Raw genomic sequence first — 14,989 nt, forward strand, 5'->3', positions numbered from 1 at the left:
AGGGCTGCTTGCCGCCCTCCCGCGCGTCTCCGCGGTCAGGCTGCCCTCAGCTGCACTAGCCTGCTGCGACAGGCCAGCGGCGGGGTCCTTTCACCCCCGCTCGGGGTAGTGGCGCCTCGTGGCGCACCAGGGCGTACGTCCACGCGATGAAGGCGAGCGCGGTCGGCACCACGCCCAGGTAGATCATGTTGAGCGTCGCGGACAGTGGCGCCTCGGGCAGTTCCGTCGCGAGTTGCCCGGCGAAGGGCAGGCAGGCCACGGCGCCGATCAGGCAGCTGTACGCGGTGATCTGGAGCGGGGTCCCGAAGGAGAGCGCGGGCTTCTGCGCGACCACACCGGTCGCGTAGGCCACGGCGGCCAGCAGGCACAGCGCGACGCCGAGGACCGAGGTGGATCCGTCGCCGCCGGACGACATGGAGAGGCCGACGACCACCGCGCCGACGAAGGAGACGGCCATGCCGGCCAGCAGGCGCGGTGGCAGCGCCTCGCCCAGGAGGCGGGCGGCGAGCAGGGCCATCAGGATGGGGCCGGTGTTCACCAGCAGGGAGGCCGTACCCGCGTCGACGAGCCGTTCGCCCCAGTTCAGCGCGATGGTGTAGCCGCAGAACCACACGAGTCCGGACACCAGGATGCCGCGCCGGGCTCCGCGCGGGGGCAGCCCTTGTCGCCGGATCAGGAGCAGGGTGACGAGCACCAGGGAGGCGGCCAGCAGCCTGCCGAGGGCCAGGGCCCCGGGTGAGTAGGCGGCGCCGGCGCTGCGGATGGACACGAAGGCAGAGGCCCAGGCGAACACCGTGAAGGAGACGGCGCCGACGGTGAGGACTGCGGGCGAGAGCACACTCGGACGGGACTTCATGGCTGCACCCTAGCGAGCAATCATTTCGGCGTCCACCGAAATGTTTTGCTCCATTTCCCGACGGCTCTCCCGCTTCCCGCGCTCGATCGTCAGGCCCAGGCGTCCGGGGTGATCCCCAGCAGCTCCCCGAGCACCCGCTCCCCCTCCTCGGTCACCAGGAGGCCCCGACCGCCGCCGGCGGGCCTCACCACCCAGCCCTCGTCCAGCGCCCGCGCACACAGTCGCGCCCCGGCGAGACCGCCCAGGTGGCGCCGCCGCTCGGTCCAGTCCAGGCAGGAACTCGCCGGCGGTCGGCGCCCTTCCCGGGCGAGGTCCACGCCGGCCCGCCCGCACCACTCGCGCCCCGCCTCGGTCAGCTCGAACGCCCCCTCGGTCCGCAGCAGCCCCCGCTCCCCCATGGCGTCGGTGACCGCCATCCCGAGGCGCCCGGCGAAGTGGTCGTAGCAGGTCCGGGCCCGGGCCAGCGGGTCGGGCGCGGACACGACGGGCACGGCGTGCGCGGCGTCCCGATCGGGGATGGCGTGGGAGGCGAGTTCGTCCACCAGGCGGGCCGTCGCCGCGTCGGCGATCCGCACGTACTGGTGGCGCCCTTGGCGCTCCGTGACGCAGATCCCCGCGTCGAGCAGCCGGGACAGGTGGCCGCTGATCGTGGACGGCGCGACCGAGGTGATCCGGGCCAGTTCGCCGGCGGTCCAGGCGCGCCCTTCGAGGAGGGCCATGCAGATGGCGGCCCGGGTCTCGTCGGCCAGCGCCGCGGCGAGGGAGGCGAGGCGAGCCGCGGGGTCGGGGGCGTCGGCGGGCCTTCCGGCCGGTACGTCGTTCATGGTTCCAGCATGCCGTAAGACTTCGCTGAACACCGAATGGTTGTCGCCCTCACACGTGGGCCGCACGAGGGGGCGGCACGAGGGGCCGGCGTCCGCCGCCTCTACCGCCCCTTCTGCGCCACACACCAGGCTTCGACGGGAGGATTCTTGATCGCGCACTAGACTGGCCGGTTGTTTGGTGCTGGGCCGGAACAACCCGGGCAAACCTGGGCTCCGCCGGCGACCCGGGACACTCCGGGACCGAGACGTGAGGGCCGATGGCAGCCACACCTGAACGCGGTGAACTGACTCTGCTCGACGACGAGGGCGGACAGGTCGACCAAGGCGCCGCCGGCGCGGACCGAGCCGACCACGGAACCGAGGGTTCCGACGGGCCCGCGGAGTCCCCGCGGGCCGGCTCCGAACAGTCCGGCGGCCCCGGACAGTCCGGCGGCTCCGCGCAGTCCGGCGGCCCCGGGCGGTCCGACGAGTCCGGGAAGGGTGCCCTCTTCTCCGCCGGGCCCGCAGCCGCGCCGCGCACCCTCGTCGACGTCTTCGACGCCACCGTGCGCGCGCACCCCGACGAGCTCGCCCTGGACGACGGCTCCGCCCGCCTCACCTACCGGGCGCTGGCCTCGGAGGTCGAGCGTCGCAGGCGGGCCCTCGCGGCCACCGGGGTGGGGCGCGGCGACCGGGTCGGCGTACGTGTGCCGTCCGGGACCAACGAGCTGTACGTGTCCGTTCTCGCCGTGCTCGCCGCCGGCGCCGCCTATGTGCCGGTCGACGCCGAGGACCCGGACGAGCGGGCCGAGCTGGTCTTCGCCGAGGCCGGGGTGCGGGCTGTACTGGGCGCCGGGGAACGCGTCGAGGTCACCGGGTTCCCGGAGTCGCCCGCGGGAGGCTCGCGGGAGCCCGCCGCGCGTCCCGGACCGGAGCACGACGCCTGGATCATCTTCACCTCCGGTTCCACCGGCAAGCCCAAGGGCGTCGCCGTCAGCCACCGCAGCGCCGCCGCGTTCGTCGACGCGGAGGCCGCGCTCTTCCTCGCCGAGGAGCCGATCGGGCCCGGCGACCGGGTCATGGCCGGGCTGTCCGTGGCCTTCGACGCGTCCTGCGAGGAGATGTGGCTGGCCTGGCGCCACGGCGCCTGCCTGGTGCCCGTCCCCCGCTCCCAGGTGCGCAGCGGCGCCGACCTCGGCCCGTGGCTGTTGGAACAGGACATCACCGTGGTGTCCACGGTCCCCACCCTGGCCGCGCTGTGGGAGCCCGACACCCTCGCCGACGTCCGGTTGCTGATCTTCGGCGGGGAGGCGTGCCCGCCCGAGCTGACCCAGCGCCTGGTCACCGAGGGCCGAGAGGTGTGGAACACGTACGGCCCCACCGAGGCCACCGTCGTGGCCTGCGCCTCGCTCCTGACCGGTGAGGAGCCGATCCGGATCGGCCTCCCGCTGAACGGTTGGGAACTGGCCGTGGTCGACGAGTCCGGCGAGCCGGTGCCGATGGGCGGCAGTGGACAGCTCGTCATCGGCGGTGTCGGACTGTCCCGCTACCTGGACCCGGCGAAGGACGCCGAGAAGTATGCCCCGCTGGAGTCCCTCGGCTGGCGGCGCGCCTACCGCAGCGGCGACCTCGTCCGTGCGGAACCGGAGGGGCTGGTCTTCCTCGGGCGCGGCGACGAACAGATCAAGCTGGGCGGCCGCCGGATCGAGCTGGGCGAGGTGGACGCCGCGCTCCAGGCCCTGCCCGGTGTCGCCGGCGCGGCCTGCGCGGTCCGCACGGCGCGCGGTGGCAACCAGCTCCTGGTCGGCTATCTGGTCACCCAGGAGGGCTGGGACCACGCGGCGGCCGTCGAGCGGCTGCGCGCCGAGTTGCCCGCGGCCCTCGTACCGCTGCTCGCGCCCGTCGCGGACCTGCCGACGCGCACCTCCGGCAAGGTGGACCGGGACGCGCTGCCCTGGCCGCTCCCCGACACGGAGACGGGCGGGCCCGTCGAGCAGTTGTACGGCACCGAGGCCTGGCTCGCCGAGCAGTGGGGCGAGACACTGGGGGTGACCGTCGCCGGGGCCGGCGACGACTTCTTCGCGATCGGCGGCAACAGCCTGGCCGCCGCCCGGCTCACCACGCGCCTGCGCACCCGCTATCCGCGCGCGGCCGTCCTCGACATCTACCAGCAGCCCACCCTGCGCAAGCTGGCCCGCCGGTTGGAGAAGTCGGTACGGGACGAGGAGGCCTCCCGGGTCGTCGCCCCGGTTCCGCTGCGCTCCCAGGTGGCGCAGTCGCTCCTGCTGCTCCCGCTGTTCACTCTGGTCGGTCTGCGCTGGACGGTGGCGCTCCTGGCCCTGGGCAACGTGCTGCACCTGTTCGGCTCCTATCCGTGGGCGCCCACCGCCTCGTGGTGGCTGGTCGCCGCCGGCGCGGCGCTGTTGTTCAGCCCGCCGGGCCGGCTGGCGATCGCGGCCGGCGGCGCTCGCCTGCTGTTGCGCGGGGTGAAGGCGGGGCGTCATCCGCGCGGGGGAAGCGTGCACCTGAGGCTGTGGACGGCCGAGCGGCTCGCCGAGTGCGCGGGCGCGACCTCGCTCACCGGTTCCTGGCTGGAGCGTTACGCGCGGGCCCTCGGCGCCAAGATCGGGCCCGAGGTGGACCTGCACTCGCTGCCGCCGGTGACGGGCATGCTCAAGCTCGGCCGCGGCTGCGCCGTGGAGTCCGAGGTGGACCTGAGCGGGCACTGGGTGGACGGGGACCGGCTGGTGATCGGCCCGGTGAAGGTCGGCGCGGGTGCGGTGGTCGGCACCCGCAGCCTGCTCTTCCCCGGTGCGCGGGTCGGCAAGCGGGCCGAGGTGGCCCCGGGTTCCGCCGTGGCCGGGCAGGTGCCGACCGGGCAGCGCTGGGCCGGGGCTCCCGCCGTCAAGCTCGGCAAGGCCAAGCGCAACTGGCCCCGGGAACGCCCGCCGCGCGCGCTGCGGTGGCGGGCCGCCTACGGGGCGGCCGGCTTCGGCCTCACGATCCTGCCGGTGCTCGCCGCCCTGCCCGCCCTGCTCGTGGTGGGCCGGTTCGTGCCGGCCGATGCCGGGCTCGGCGACGCGCTGCGGGGCGCCCTGCTCGCCGTGGTGCCTGGCGCCCTCGCGTTCGGAGCGGCGTACGCGCTGCTGCTGCTGGTGTCCGTACGGCTGCTCAGCCTGGGTCTGCGGACGGGCACGCATCCGACGCACGGCAGGATCGGCTGGCAGGCGTGGACGGTCACCCAGCTGATGGACCTGTCCCGGGAGACCCTGTTCCCGCTGTACGCGGGGCTGATCACTCCGGTGTGGCTGAGGCTGCTGGGCATGCGGATCGGCCGGGGCGCGGAGGTCTCCACGGTGCTCGCGCTGCCGAGTCTCACCACCGTCGGCGAGGGTGCCTTCCTCGCCGACGACACCCTGACCGCCCCGTACGAACTGGGCGGCGGCTGGATGCGGATCGGGCACTCCGAGATCGGCCGGCGGGCGTTCCTCGGCAATTCCGGCATGACCGCGCCGGGCCGCACGGTGCCGGACGGCGGGCTGGTCGGGGTGTTGTCGGCGACTCCGAAGAAGGCCAAGAAGGGCAGCTCGTACCTGGGTCTGCCGCCGGTCAGGCTGCCCCGGTCGACCGCGGCCGCCGACCAGAGCCTGACCTACGATCCGCCCGCGCGGCTGCTGTGGGCGCGGGGCCTGGTGGAGCTGTGCCGGCTCGTCCCGGTGTTCTGCTCGGCGGCCCTGGCCGTGCTGACGGTGGCGGCGCTCTGCGCACTGGGTACCGGGGACGGTCCGGGGATCGCGGGCGCGGCGCTGCTGTCCGGGCTGGTCCTGCTCGCGGCCGGTGCGGCCGCGTGCGCGGTCACCGTGGCGGCGAAGTGGCTGCTGGTGGGGCGGCACCGGGCGGGAGAGCACCCGTTGTGGAGCGGCTTCGTGTGGCGCAACGAGCTGGCCGACACCTTCGTCGAGGTGCTGGCCGTGCCGTGGTTGGCCGGATCCGTGCCCGGTACGCCGGTGCTGGCCCTGTGGTTGCGCGCGCTCGGGGCCCGGATCGGCCGGGGCGTGTGGTGCGAGAGCTACTGGTTGCCCGAGACGGACCTGGTGGTGCTCGGCGACGCGGTCAGTGTGAACCGCGGCTGCGTGTTGCAGACGCACCTCTTCCACGACCGGATCTTGAGGACGGATACTGTGGTCCTCCGTGAGGGCTCCACCCTGGGGCCGGGCGGCATCGTCCTGCCCGGGAGTACGGTCGGTGCCCACAGCACACTGGGTCCCGCCTCTCTCCTGATGGCCGGGGAATCCGTCCCCGCCGACACCCGTTGGCTGGGCAACCCGATCGAGGCGTGGCGGGCCTGAGAGGGCCCGAGCACAGCGCAGGGAGCGGAATGAGCGGCCAGAGAACAGCGGCATCGGACCCGTACTTTCCGGCCAATGGCGACCCTCGTTACCGTGTGCACCGCTACGAACTCGCTCTGGAGTACCGTCCCGGCCCCAACCGGCTGGCGGGGACGGCCCGACTCAGCGCGATCGCCGGGCGGGCACCCCTCGCCGAGTTCCACCTGAACCTGGCGGATTTCCGGATAGGCCGGGTGCTGGTGAACGGCCGGGCGCCGCATTTCGCCCACCGCGGCGGAAAGCTGCGGGTCCGGCCCGCCAAGCCGCTCGCCGCCGGAGCAGCCTTCACGGTGGAGGTGCACTGGGCGGGCAATCCCAAGCCGGTCCGCAGCCCCTGGGGCGGCATCGGCTGGGAGGAGCTGACGGACGGCGCCCTGGTGGCCAGCCAGCCGGTCGGCGCCCCCTCCTGGTACCCGTGCAACGACAGGCCTGCGGACAAGGCCTCGTACCAGATCTCGGTCAACACCCCGTCCGCCTACACGGTGGTGGCCGGCGGCCGGTTGCTCACCCGCACGACGAAGGCCAGCACCACCACCTGGGTGTACGAACAGTCCGCGCCGACCTCCAGCTATCTGGTGGGCCTGGCCATCGGCGCGTACCAGACGGTGCTGCTCGGCGACCCCGGTCTCGGCTGGGTGCCGCAGACCGCCCACGTGCCGGCCCACCTGCTGCCGCGCTTCTCCCGCGACTTCGCCCGGCAGCACGCCATGATGCGGTTGTTCGAGGACCTGTTCGGCCCCTACCCGTTCGGCGAGTACGCGGTCGTGGTGGTCGACGAGGAACTGGACGTGCCGGTGGAGGCGCAGGGGTTGTCGCTCTTCGGCGCCAACCACGTGGACGGTGCTCGCGGTTCGGAGCGGCTCGTCGCCCACGAGCTCGCGCACCAGTGGTTCGGCAACAGCGTGACCATCGCCGACTGGCGCCACATCTGGCTGAACGAGGGCTTCGCGAAGTACGCGGAATGGCTCTGGTCGGAGCACTCCGGCGGCCGCACCGCGCACGCGCTGGCCCTCGGCGCGCACCGACTGCTGTCGTCGCAGCCGCAGGACCTCACGCCGGCGGATCCCGGTCGCAAGCTGATGTTCGACGACCGGCTGTACCAGCGCGGGGGTCTCGCCGTGCACGCGGTCCGCTGCGCCCTGGGCGACGGCGCGTTCTTCCGGATGTTGCGCGACTGGGCCGCGGCGCACCGCCACGGCGTGGTGACCACCGCGGGCTTCATCGGTCATGTGGCCCGCTACGCGGCCGAACCCGTCGACGATCTGTTCGCGACCTGGTTGTACGACCCGGCGCTCCCGCCATTGCCCTCGCCTCCGCTGCGGCCGCCGGTACCGGCGCGACCCGGCTATCCGCCGGCGAACGGCGAGCCCGCCCGCAAGGGTCGCGGCTCCGCCTGACGAGCGCGCCGATCGAACGCTCCCCGCCTGGCGTACGCGGGCGCGGATCGGGGTAGTCCTGCTGCCGAAGCCGGCGGCGCCGCGCTTCGGGGCCGTCCCGACCGGGCCGGTTCCCCGTGTGGACGAAGGATGTTCAGCATGGCCAGTGGCACCGTGAAGTGGTTCAACTCGGAGAAGGGCTTCGGTTTCATCGCCCAGGAGGGTGGCGGTCCGGACGTGTTCGCCCACTACTCCAACATCTCGGGCTCGGGCTACCGGGAGCTCACCGAGGGGCAGGCCGTCACGTTCGACGTGACCCAGGGGCAGAAGGGGCCGCAGGCCGAGAACATCGTGGTCGCCTGACACACGGAACGCACGGAACCCGGGGCGGGGCCTCACCGGTCGTCGTACCCTCCGGCGCTCCGCCCCGGAGCCGCTCGGCACGGGGAGTTCTCCCGGCGCCCGCGCCGGCCGGTCACCCTGCGGTGGGCGGTCGGGGCGGGCGCCGCGTCATGTGCTCAGACGATGTCCTCGGCGATCTCCGCCTGTTCCCGGGCGTTCCCGTACGCGGACGGGGTGCCGTAGGAGCGTCGGGCGACGTACCACCACACGCTGGCGAGCACCAACACCACGGCCAGGGCGATCACCGCGTAGTTCATCGAGTCGATGGTGACCGGGGACTTCTGCGGGAGGCAGAACAGCACGGTGACGACGGCCACCCAGACGACGGCGATCCAGCCGATCGGCTTGCTCCAGCGGCCGAGGTTCCACGGGCCGGGTTCGAACCGGTTGCCGGCGCGGAGCCGCAGGTAGATCGGGATGGCGTAGGCCGGGGTGATGCCGATGACGTTGATGGCGGTCACGGCGCCGTACGCGGTGGCGGAGTAGAGGGACGGCAGGGCGAGCACGCCCGCGACGACGACGGACAGCCACACCGCGGGGACGGGCGTCTGGGTACGGCTGCTGACCTTGCGCCACAGCGCGGAGCCGGGCAGGGCGTTGTCCCGGCTGAACGCGAAGACCATCCGGCTCGCGGCGGCGACCTCGGCGTTGCCGCAGAAGAGCTGCGCGACGATGACGACGAGCAGCAGGGCGGTCGCGCCGCCGGTTCCGAGGGCGTCGAGGAAGATCTGGGCGGGCGGGACGCCGGTGGCGCTGTTCTGGACGGCCGCGTAGTCCTGGATGGCGAAGGTGAGGCCCGCGAGCAGGGCGAATCCGGCGATCCAGGAGACCCAGATGGCCCGGACGATGCCCTTGGCGGCGGAGACCGAGGCGTTCGAGGTCTCCTCGGAGAGGTGCGCGGAGGCGTCGTAGCCGGAGAAGGTGTACTGGGCGAGCAGCAGGCCGACCGCAGCCACGTAGAACGGGTTGGCCCAGCCGGTGTCGTTGACGAACTCGGTGAACACGAACGAGACCGACTGGTGGTGGTCGGGGATGAAGGCCAGGGCGCCGACGATCACGGCGACGCCGGCCAGGTGCCACCAGACGCTGACGGAGTTGAGCACGCTGACGAGGCGGACGCCGAAGAGGTTGAGCGTGGCGTGCAGCAGCAGGATGCACAGGAAGATCAGGAACGTCGAGCCGGCGGTGGGCACGAAGCCGAACTGGAGGTTGAGGAAGGCTCCGGTGAACAGGGCGGCGCCGTAGTCGATCCCGGCGATGGCGCCGAGCAGCCCCAGCAGGTTCAGCCAGCCCGTGTACCAGCCCCAGCGGCGTCCGCCGAGCCGGTCGGCCATGTAGTACAGCGCGCCCGACGTGGGATAGGCGCTGGTCACCTCGGCCAGGGCGAGGCCCACGCAGAGCACGAAGAGGCCGACACCGATCCAGCCCCACAGCATCACGGCCGGGCCGCCGGTGCCCAGGCCGAAGCCGTACAGGGTCATGCAGCCGGAGAGGACGGATATGACGGAGAAGCTGATGGCGAAGTTGCCGAAGCCGCCCATGCGGCGGGCGAGCACGGGCTGGTAGCCCAGTTCCCTGAGTCGTTCCTCCTCGTCCTGTCGGGGTGGGGCTGCCTTGCGGTCCTGGCGGGATTCCCATGCGGTTCGGGACATGGCGGTACCTCCGGGGGTGGTGGAGCAGGGGGACGGTGGGGCGGCGCGGGGGTGGTGTCGCGGGAGCGGTCCGCGGGGTGGTTCAGTCCCGGCCGGCCAGGCTGCGGGCCTTGGCTTGGAGGAACACCTCCTCGGCGGCTTCCGGGTCGGCCGGATCGCGGGTCCGGTCCGCCCACGGCAGGGTGGTCCAGTACCGGCCGATCGCGTCGAAGACCCGGGAGGCCTCGTCGAACCGGAGGGCTCCCCACAGGGCGTGGGCCAGATGGTTCAGATCGAGCGGGGACGCGTACGTCGGATCGGTGTGGCGGAACCAGACGTCCAGGGCGTGTCCGGCGTCGCGGACGGCGTCCTCTGCGACCCAGTGCAGGTCGAGGGCCTTGTCCTGGCCGCCTTCGCGCCGGTAGCGCTCGACCCGCACGTAGAGCGGCAGCACGTGGACGGCGGACCCGGGCGGAGCGGAACCGGCCGCCCAGTGGACGAGGTTGGAGGCGTCGGAGAGGGGTCGCGCCGTGCGCGCGTACACGAACTGGAGCATCCGGTGGTACGCCTCGCGGTTGTACGGGTCCCGCCGGTCCGCCTCCGCGAGGATGCCCCAGGGCCCGGTGGGCAGCATCGGGCCGGGGGGTGGGAGCCGGTGCTCGTCCATCTGGTGGTGCTCGTCGAGGAGGGCGAGCGCGAGCAGGCAGATCCAGGGCACGGGGTCGGCGGGGCTGAGGGCGGCGGTGGCATTGCAGGCCTGCCACGCCTCCTCCCACAGCTCGTGGGTGCGCGGGTGTCCGGCGCGGTGGGCGCGGACGGCACGTTCGACGGCGACCCGGGTGTGCATCACGGTCGCCGCGAGGCTTCGCGGTTGTTCGGTCCGCCAGGCCTGCACGACGTCGGTTCCGGCGGCGACGGCGGCGAGGACCTGGGTGCGTTGGGTCCACAGCCCCCAGCCGTCCGTCCGTTCGAGTAACCGCTCCATCGAAACCCAGCGGCCGGTGCGCAGGTCCTGTACGGCGAGGCGCAGTTCGTTGTCGTGGCCGGCGGGGTGGTAGACGGGCCGGAAGTCGCCGCCCGCCATCACCTCGTCCCGGTCGACGGGAGGCGGGGTCGTGGGGGACGTGCGGTGGTCGTGTTCATCAGTCCTCGGGTCGCGTGGAGGGTGGGTTCAGTCGGCGTTCGACCGCCACACCGCAGCCGTACCGGCGCCGGGGGTGTGCGAACCGCGTGCGAACCGTGCGCCTGATCCCCGCCGTTGACCCACGGTCGGCATCCTTCCCGTTGATCGGCGATCACTATAGAACGAGTGAGCGCATCCGCATCCGAAAACGTGATCGATCGCAAGTATCAAGTCATGGCCGGCATATGACTTTGCGTCAGCCACGTGAGTGACCTCGCCGGCGGATCTTGACGGGGTGACGTCCGCTGGTGAAGTCTTCCGAACGACGATCAAGCGACCGGAGATCAGACGTGTGGACCCCAGGAGCGGAGCGGTGATGACGGGCCCGGTGCTCGCGGTCGACCAAGGCACATCGGGAACCAAGGCACTCGTCGTCTGCCCGGCACGCGGCGTCATCGGCTCGGGTTCCGTACCGGTGCGCCCCCGTTACCTGCCGGGCGGCCGGGTGGAGGTCTCCCCCTCGGAGCTGCTGGACTCGGTGGTCGAGGCCGGGCGCGCCGCGCTGGCCGCGGCCGGTGAGCCCGTGGTGGCGGTGGGGCTGGCCAACCAGGGCGAGACCGTCCTCGCCTGGGATCCGGCGAGCGGCGAACCGCTGACCGACGCGATCGTCTGGCAGGACCGGCGCTCCGCATCCCTCTGCATCGAACTCGCCCCGCACGCTGAGTGGTTGCGAGAGACGACGGGACTGCCGCTCGACCCGTATTTTGCCGCGCCCAAGATGGCCTGGATACGCCGTCATCTGACCCGCGAGGGTGTGGTGACGACGAGCGACGTGTGGCTGGTCCACCGTCTCACCGGTGCGTTCGTCACCGACGCGGCGACCGCGGGCCGCACCCAACTGCTCGACCTGGAGACCGTCCGCTGGTCGGACGCGGCGCTCGGCGCCTTCGACCTCACGGCGGAACGGCTGCCGGAGATCGTCGACGCGAACACCCTCGTCGGCACCACCACCGCCTTCGGGCCCGAGGTCCCGTTGACGGGACTCCTCGTGGACCAGCAGGCGGCGCTGCTGGCCCAGCGCGTCACCGAACCCGGAACCGCCAAGTGCACCTACGGAACGGGAGCGTTCCTCCTCGCGCAGACCGGACCGCGGCCCCGTCTCAGCGCCTCCGGACTGGTCGGCTGCGTCGCCTGGCGGATCTCCGGACGCACCGACTACTGCCTGGACGGACAGGTGTACACGGCCGCGTCCGCCGTGCGCTGGCTGACCGATCTCGGGGTGATATCGGGCGCCGGGGACATCGACACCGTGGGCGCCGGCGTCGCGGACTCCGGTGGTGTCACCTTCGTGCCCGCGCTCGCCGGACTCGCCGCCCCGTGGTGGCGGGGCGACCTGCGGGGATCGGTCACCGGCCTCGGCCTCGACACCACGGCCGGGCACCTGGTGCACGCCCTGTGCGACGGCATCGCCGCCCAGGTGGCGGAACTCGCGGACGCCGTCGCCGCCGATCTGGGCGAGCCCCTCACATCGCTGCGCGTGGACGGCGGGCTGACCCGTTCCGCGCTGCTCATGCAGGCCCAGGCCGATCTGCTCCGGATCCCCGTCGAGGTCTCGGCGCTGCCCGACGTCACGGCGCTCGGCGCCGGCGCGGTCGCCCGGCTCGGTCTCGATCCGTCACTCACCCTCCACGAGGCCGTCCCGGAGTGGAAACCGGCCGCCGTCTACGAGCCGAGGGCCGACGCCGGGCAGGCCGCGGAACGCCGCGCGCGGTTTCGGACGGCGGTGTCGGCGCTGCTCGCAGACGGGTCGGCATGAGCGTCACCACCTGGGGCGCCCTGCCGGGCGGGGCGTACGACGTGACGGTCGTCGGCGCGGGCGTGGTGGGTGCGGCCATCGCCCGAGAACTGTCCCGACTCCCCTTGCGCGTCGCCCTGGTCGAGGCGTCCGACGACGTCGGTGACGGCACGTCCAAAGCCAACACCGCGATCCTGCACACCGGTTTCGACGCGGTGCCCGGCTCCCTCGAAGCCCGGCTGGTCCGGGAGGGACGGCGACTGCTCACCACGTACGCCGCCGAGAGCGGCATCCCGGTCGAACCGCTCGGGGCGCTCCTCGTCGCCTGGGACGAGGAACAGCGGGCCGCGCTGCCTGGCCTCGCCGACAAGGCCGTGCGCAACGGCTACCGCGCGGCCCGGATCATCCCGGCCGAGGAGGTACGGGCCCGCGAACCCCGTCTGGGACGGGGCGTGACGGGGGCGCTCGACGTGCCGGGCGAGTCCGTCATCTGCCCCTGGACGACCACGCTCGCGTACGCGACGCAGGCCGTCCGCGCCGGCGTCGACCTGCACCTCGGCTGCCGTGTCCGGTCCGTGGCTCCGGGGGATCCGCACACCCTGGCCACGACCCGCGGCCCGCTGCGCACCCGTCACCTGGTCAACGCCGCGGGCCTGTACGCGGACGACATCGACCGGCTCCTGGGCCACGCGGACTTCACCGTGACGCCCCGGCGGGGCCAGCTGATCGTGTTCGACGAACTGGCCCGCGACCTGGTCCGGCACATCCTGCTGCCGGTGCCGTCCGCGCTCGGCAAGGGGGTGCTGGTGTCCCCGACGGTGTACGGGAACGTGATGCTCGGGCCGACCGCCGAGGACCTGGACGACAAGACGGCCACCGGATCGACCGCCGAGGGACTCGCGCTGCTGCGCGACAAGGGCCGGCGGATCCTGCCGGCGCTCCTGGAGGAGGAGGTCACCGCCGTGTACGCCGGCCTGCGGACCGCCACCGAACACGACGACTACGCCATCAGGGCCCACCCCGCACAGCGGTACGTCACCGTGGGCGGGATCCGCTCGACGGGCCTGACCGCCTCGATGGCGATCGCCGCCCACGTGGTGGAACTGCTCGCCGACGGCGGCCTGCCCGTGACCGGCGCGCGCGAGCCGCGGCCGGTACGGATGCCGAACCTGGGCGAGGCGTACCCCCGACCGTACCGTGACGCGCGGCTGATCGAGGCGGACCCGGAGTACGGCAGGATCGTCTGCCACTGCGAGCGCGTGACCCGCGGGGAGATCCGCGACGCGTTCGCGTCGACGATCCCGCCCGCCTCACCGGACGGACTGCGCAGGCGCACCCGCGCCCGGGGCGGCCGCTGTCAGGGCTTCCACTGCGGAGCCGCCGTCCGCGCCCTGTTCGAGGAGGCCGGGCGGTGAACCGTACGGTGGAGGTCCTGATCGTCGGGGCCGGTCCCGCCGGGCTGGCCCTGGCCGCCCGCCTCGCCGGCTCCGGCGCCGGGCGGGTCGAGGTGCTGGAGCGCGAGCAGGAGGCCGGCGGGGCGCCCCGCCACTGCCGTCACGGTCTCGGATGGGACGCCGCGCGGCCGCTCCGTTCGCTGCTCCACGGGCCCTCGTACGCACGGGAGTGCACGGACGCGGCCGTGGACGCGGGGGCCGCGGTCCGTACCGGGGTCAGCGCCACCGGCTGGGCGGGACCCCTGACGCTGGAGACCACGAGTCCGGCGGGTCTGGAGCGGATCACGGCCCGGGCCGTGATCCTCGCGACGGGCGCCCGGGAGCGCCCCCGCAGCGCCCGACTGGTCCCGGGGTCCCGTCCGGCGGGTGTCTTCACCACCGGCGAATTGCAGCAGTGGGTCCACCTCCACGGCGGGTCGGTCGGCCGGCGGGCCGTGGTGGTGGGCGCCGAGCCGGTGGCCCGGCACGCGGTCCGGACCCTGCGGCGCGCGGGTGCGGACGTGGTGGCGATGGTCACCGAACGCCCGCGCGCCGGCGCCCTCCCGGGGGTACCGCTGCTCACGGCCACGACCGTGGCCGAACTGCGCGGCAGGGAACGGCTGTCGGGCGTGGCGGTCCGCCACCGGGACGGCAGGTCGGGGGTCCTCGCCTGCGACACGGTGGTGTTCACCGGCGACTGGATCCCCGACCACGAACTGGCCCGCCGCGGCGGCGTCATCCTGGACCCGGGCACCCGCGGCCCCTGCGTGGACGGGTCCTTCCGTACACGGACACCGGGCGTCTTCGCCGTCGGCAACGCGCTGCGCGGCGTCGAGCGCGCCGCCACGGCGGCCTCGGAGGGCGCCGCCGCAGCACCGGCGGTCCTGGCACGTCTGGCGGGGGCGCCCTGGCCGGACCCGGGTCCGGCCCTGGTCGTGCGGGCCCCGCTGGTGTGGGTGACGCCGAACCGCCTCACGGGCACCACCGGGCGTCCGTTGCTGCTGCGCTCCGGGGAGCCCCTGACCTGCCCGGTGGTGACGGTCGAGCAGGACGGGCGCCGGCTGTGGCGCCGCCGGATCCCCCGCGCGGTGTCCCCGTCCCACTCGCTGCGGCTGCCGGCAGGGTGGACGGCCCGGGTGGACCCGTCGGGCGGACCCGTGGTGGTGTCGGTCGCCTGACGCG

At 73.5% G+C, this 14,989-nt stretch carries 10 protein-coding genes; 6 read left to right on the top strand and 4 right to left on the bottom strand.

Translation table 11 applies throughout. The features are described from left to right. Window positions 1-55: 55 nt before the first annotated feature. On the bottom strand, window positions 56-856 hold the full coding sequence (locus OTB19_RS17240; RefSeq protein ID WP_267799135.1) for a DMT family transporter: 801 nt from the start codon (window positions 854-856) through the stop codon (window positions 56-58). An 89-nt stretch (window positions 857-945) separates the two neighbouring features. Then, window positions 946-1,680: an ArsR/SmtB family transcription factor gene (locus tag OTB19_RS17245; RefSeq protein ID WP_267799136.1), complete on the bottom strand. Its 735-nt coding sequence runs from the start codon at window positions 1,678-1,680 to the stop codon at window positions 946-948. A 257-nt stretch (window positions 1,681-1,937) separates the two neighbouring features. Between OTB19_RS17245 and OTB19_RS17250 the strand changes: the two genes are divergently transcribed. The 3 genes from OTB19_RS17250 to OTB19_RS17260 all read left to right on the top strand — a co-directional run bounded on the left by OTB19_RS17250 (window position 1,938) and on the right by OTB19_RS17260 (window position 7,786). Continuing rightward, window positions 1,938-6,008, top strand: coding sequence for a Pls/PosA family non-ribosomal peptide synthetase (locus tag OTB19_RS17250; RefSeq protein WP_267799137.1), 4,071 nt, complete (start codon window positions 1,938-1,940; stop codon window positions 6,006-6,008). 29 nt (window positions 6,009-6,037) lie between these two features. After that, window positions 6,038-7,444 carry a M1 family metallopeptidase gene (locus OTB19_RS17255; protein WP_267799139.1) on the top strand — a complete coding sequence of 469 codons (1,407 nt, stop codon included), beginning with the start codon at window positions 6,038-6,040 and terminating at the stop codon, window positions 7,442-7,444. Between the two features lie 138 nt (window positions 7,445-7,582). After that, window positions 7,583-7,786 (top strand): cold-shock protein, encoded by a 204-nt coding sequence (locus tag OTB19_RS17260; protein ID WP_267799141.1) that lies wholly within the window; start codon window positions 7,583-7,585, stop codon window positions 7,784-7,786. 155 nt (window positions 7,787-7,941) lie between these two features. On the opposite strand, the gene OTB19_RS17265 is transcribed toward OTB19_RS17260, so the two are convergent. Both OTB19_RS17265 and OTB19_RS17270 read right to left on the bottom strand, forming a co-directional pair. Continuing rightward, window positions 7,942-9,477, bottom strand: a complete 1,536-nt coding sequence (locus tag OTB19_RS17265; RefSeq protein ID WP_267799143.1) for an amino acid permease — start codon at window positions 9,475-9,477, stop codon at window positions 7,942-7,944. An 82-nt stretch (window positions 9,478-9,559) separates the two neighbouring features. Beyond that, window positions 9,560-10,540 (bottom strand): hypothetical protein, encoded by a 981-nt coding sequence (locus OTB19_RS17270; RefSeq protein WP_267799144.1) that lies wholly within the window; start codon window positions 10,538-10,540, stop codon window positions 9,560-9,562. Window positions 10,541-10,955: 415 nt separating this feature from the next. Between OTB19_RS17270 and OTB19_RS17275 the strand changes: the two genes are divergently transcribed. The 3 genes from OTB19_RS17275 to OTB19_RS17285 are packed head-to-tail and all read left to right on the top strand — an operon-like array spanning window position 10,956 to window position 14,985. Further along, window positions 10,956-12,395 (top strand): FGGY family carbohydrate kinase, encoded by a 1,440-nt coding sequence (locus OTB19_RS17275; protein ID WP_267799145.1) that lies wholly within the window; start codon window positions 10,956-10,958, stop codon window positions 12,393-12,395. Continuing rightward, window positions 12,392-13,789: an FAD-dependent oxidoreductase gene (locus OTB19_RS17280; RefSeq protein ID WP_267799146.1), complete on the top strand. Its 1,398-nt coding sequence runs from the start codon at window positions 12,392-12,394 to the stop codon at window positions 13,787-13,789. Before OTB19_RS17275 ends, OTB19_RS17280 begins: the two co-directional genes overlap by 4 nt. Further along, window positions 13,786-14,985, top strand: coding sequence for an NAD(P)/FAD-dependent oxidoreductase (locus OTB19_RS17285; RefSeq protein ID WP_267799147.1), 1,200 nt, complete (start codon window positions 13,786-13,788; stop codon window positions 14,983-14,985). The genes OTB19_RS17280 and OTB19_RS17285 overlap by 4 nt, the downstream gene beginning before the upstream one ends. Window positions 14,986-14,989: the final 4 nt, after the last annotated feature.

Origin of the sequence: Streptomyces sp. H27-H5 (assembly GCF_026627505.1) — a bacterium.
Lineage (GTDB): Bacteria > Actinomycetota > Actinomycetes > Streptomycetales > Streptomycetaceae > Streptomyces.

Coding starts and splice junctions, on each gene's coding strand:
- OTB19_RS17240 (WP_267799135.1), bottom strand. CDS start 856: ATGAAGTCCCGTCCGAGTGTGCTCTCGCCCGCAGTCCTCACCGTCGGC.
- OTB19_RS17245 (WP_267799136.1), bottom strand. CDS start 1,680: ATGAACGACGTACCGGCCGGAAGGCCCGCCGACGCCCCCGACCCCGCG.
- OTB19_RS17250 (WP_267799137.1), top strand. CDS start 1,938: ATGGCAGCCACACCTGAACGCGGTGAACTGACTCTGCTCGACGACGAG.
- OTB19_RS17255 (WP_267799139.1), top strand. CDS start 6,038: ATGAGCGGCCAGAGAACAGCGGCATCGGACCCGTACTTTCCGGCCAAT.
- OTB19_RS17260 (WP_267799141.1), top strand. CDS start 7,583: ATGGCCAGTGGCACCGTGAAGTGGTTCAACTCGGAGAAGGGCTTCGGT.
- OTB19_RS17265 (WP_267799143.1), bottom strand. CDS start 9,477: ATGTCCCGAACCGCATGGGAATCCCGCCAGGACCGCAAGGCAGCCCCA.
- OTB19_RS17270 (WP_267799144.1), bottom strand. CDS start 10,540: ATGGCGGGCGGCGACTTCCGGCCCGTCTACCACCCCGCCGGCCACGAC.
- OTB19_RS17275 (WP_267799145.1), top strand. CDS start 10,956: ATGACGGGCCCGGTGCTCGCGGTCGACCAAGGCACATCGGGAACCAAG.
- OTB19_RS17280 (WP_267799146.1), top strand. CDS start 12,392: ATGAGCGTCACCACCTGGGGCGCCCTGCCGGGCGGGGCGTACGACGTG.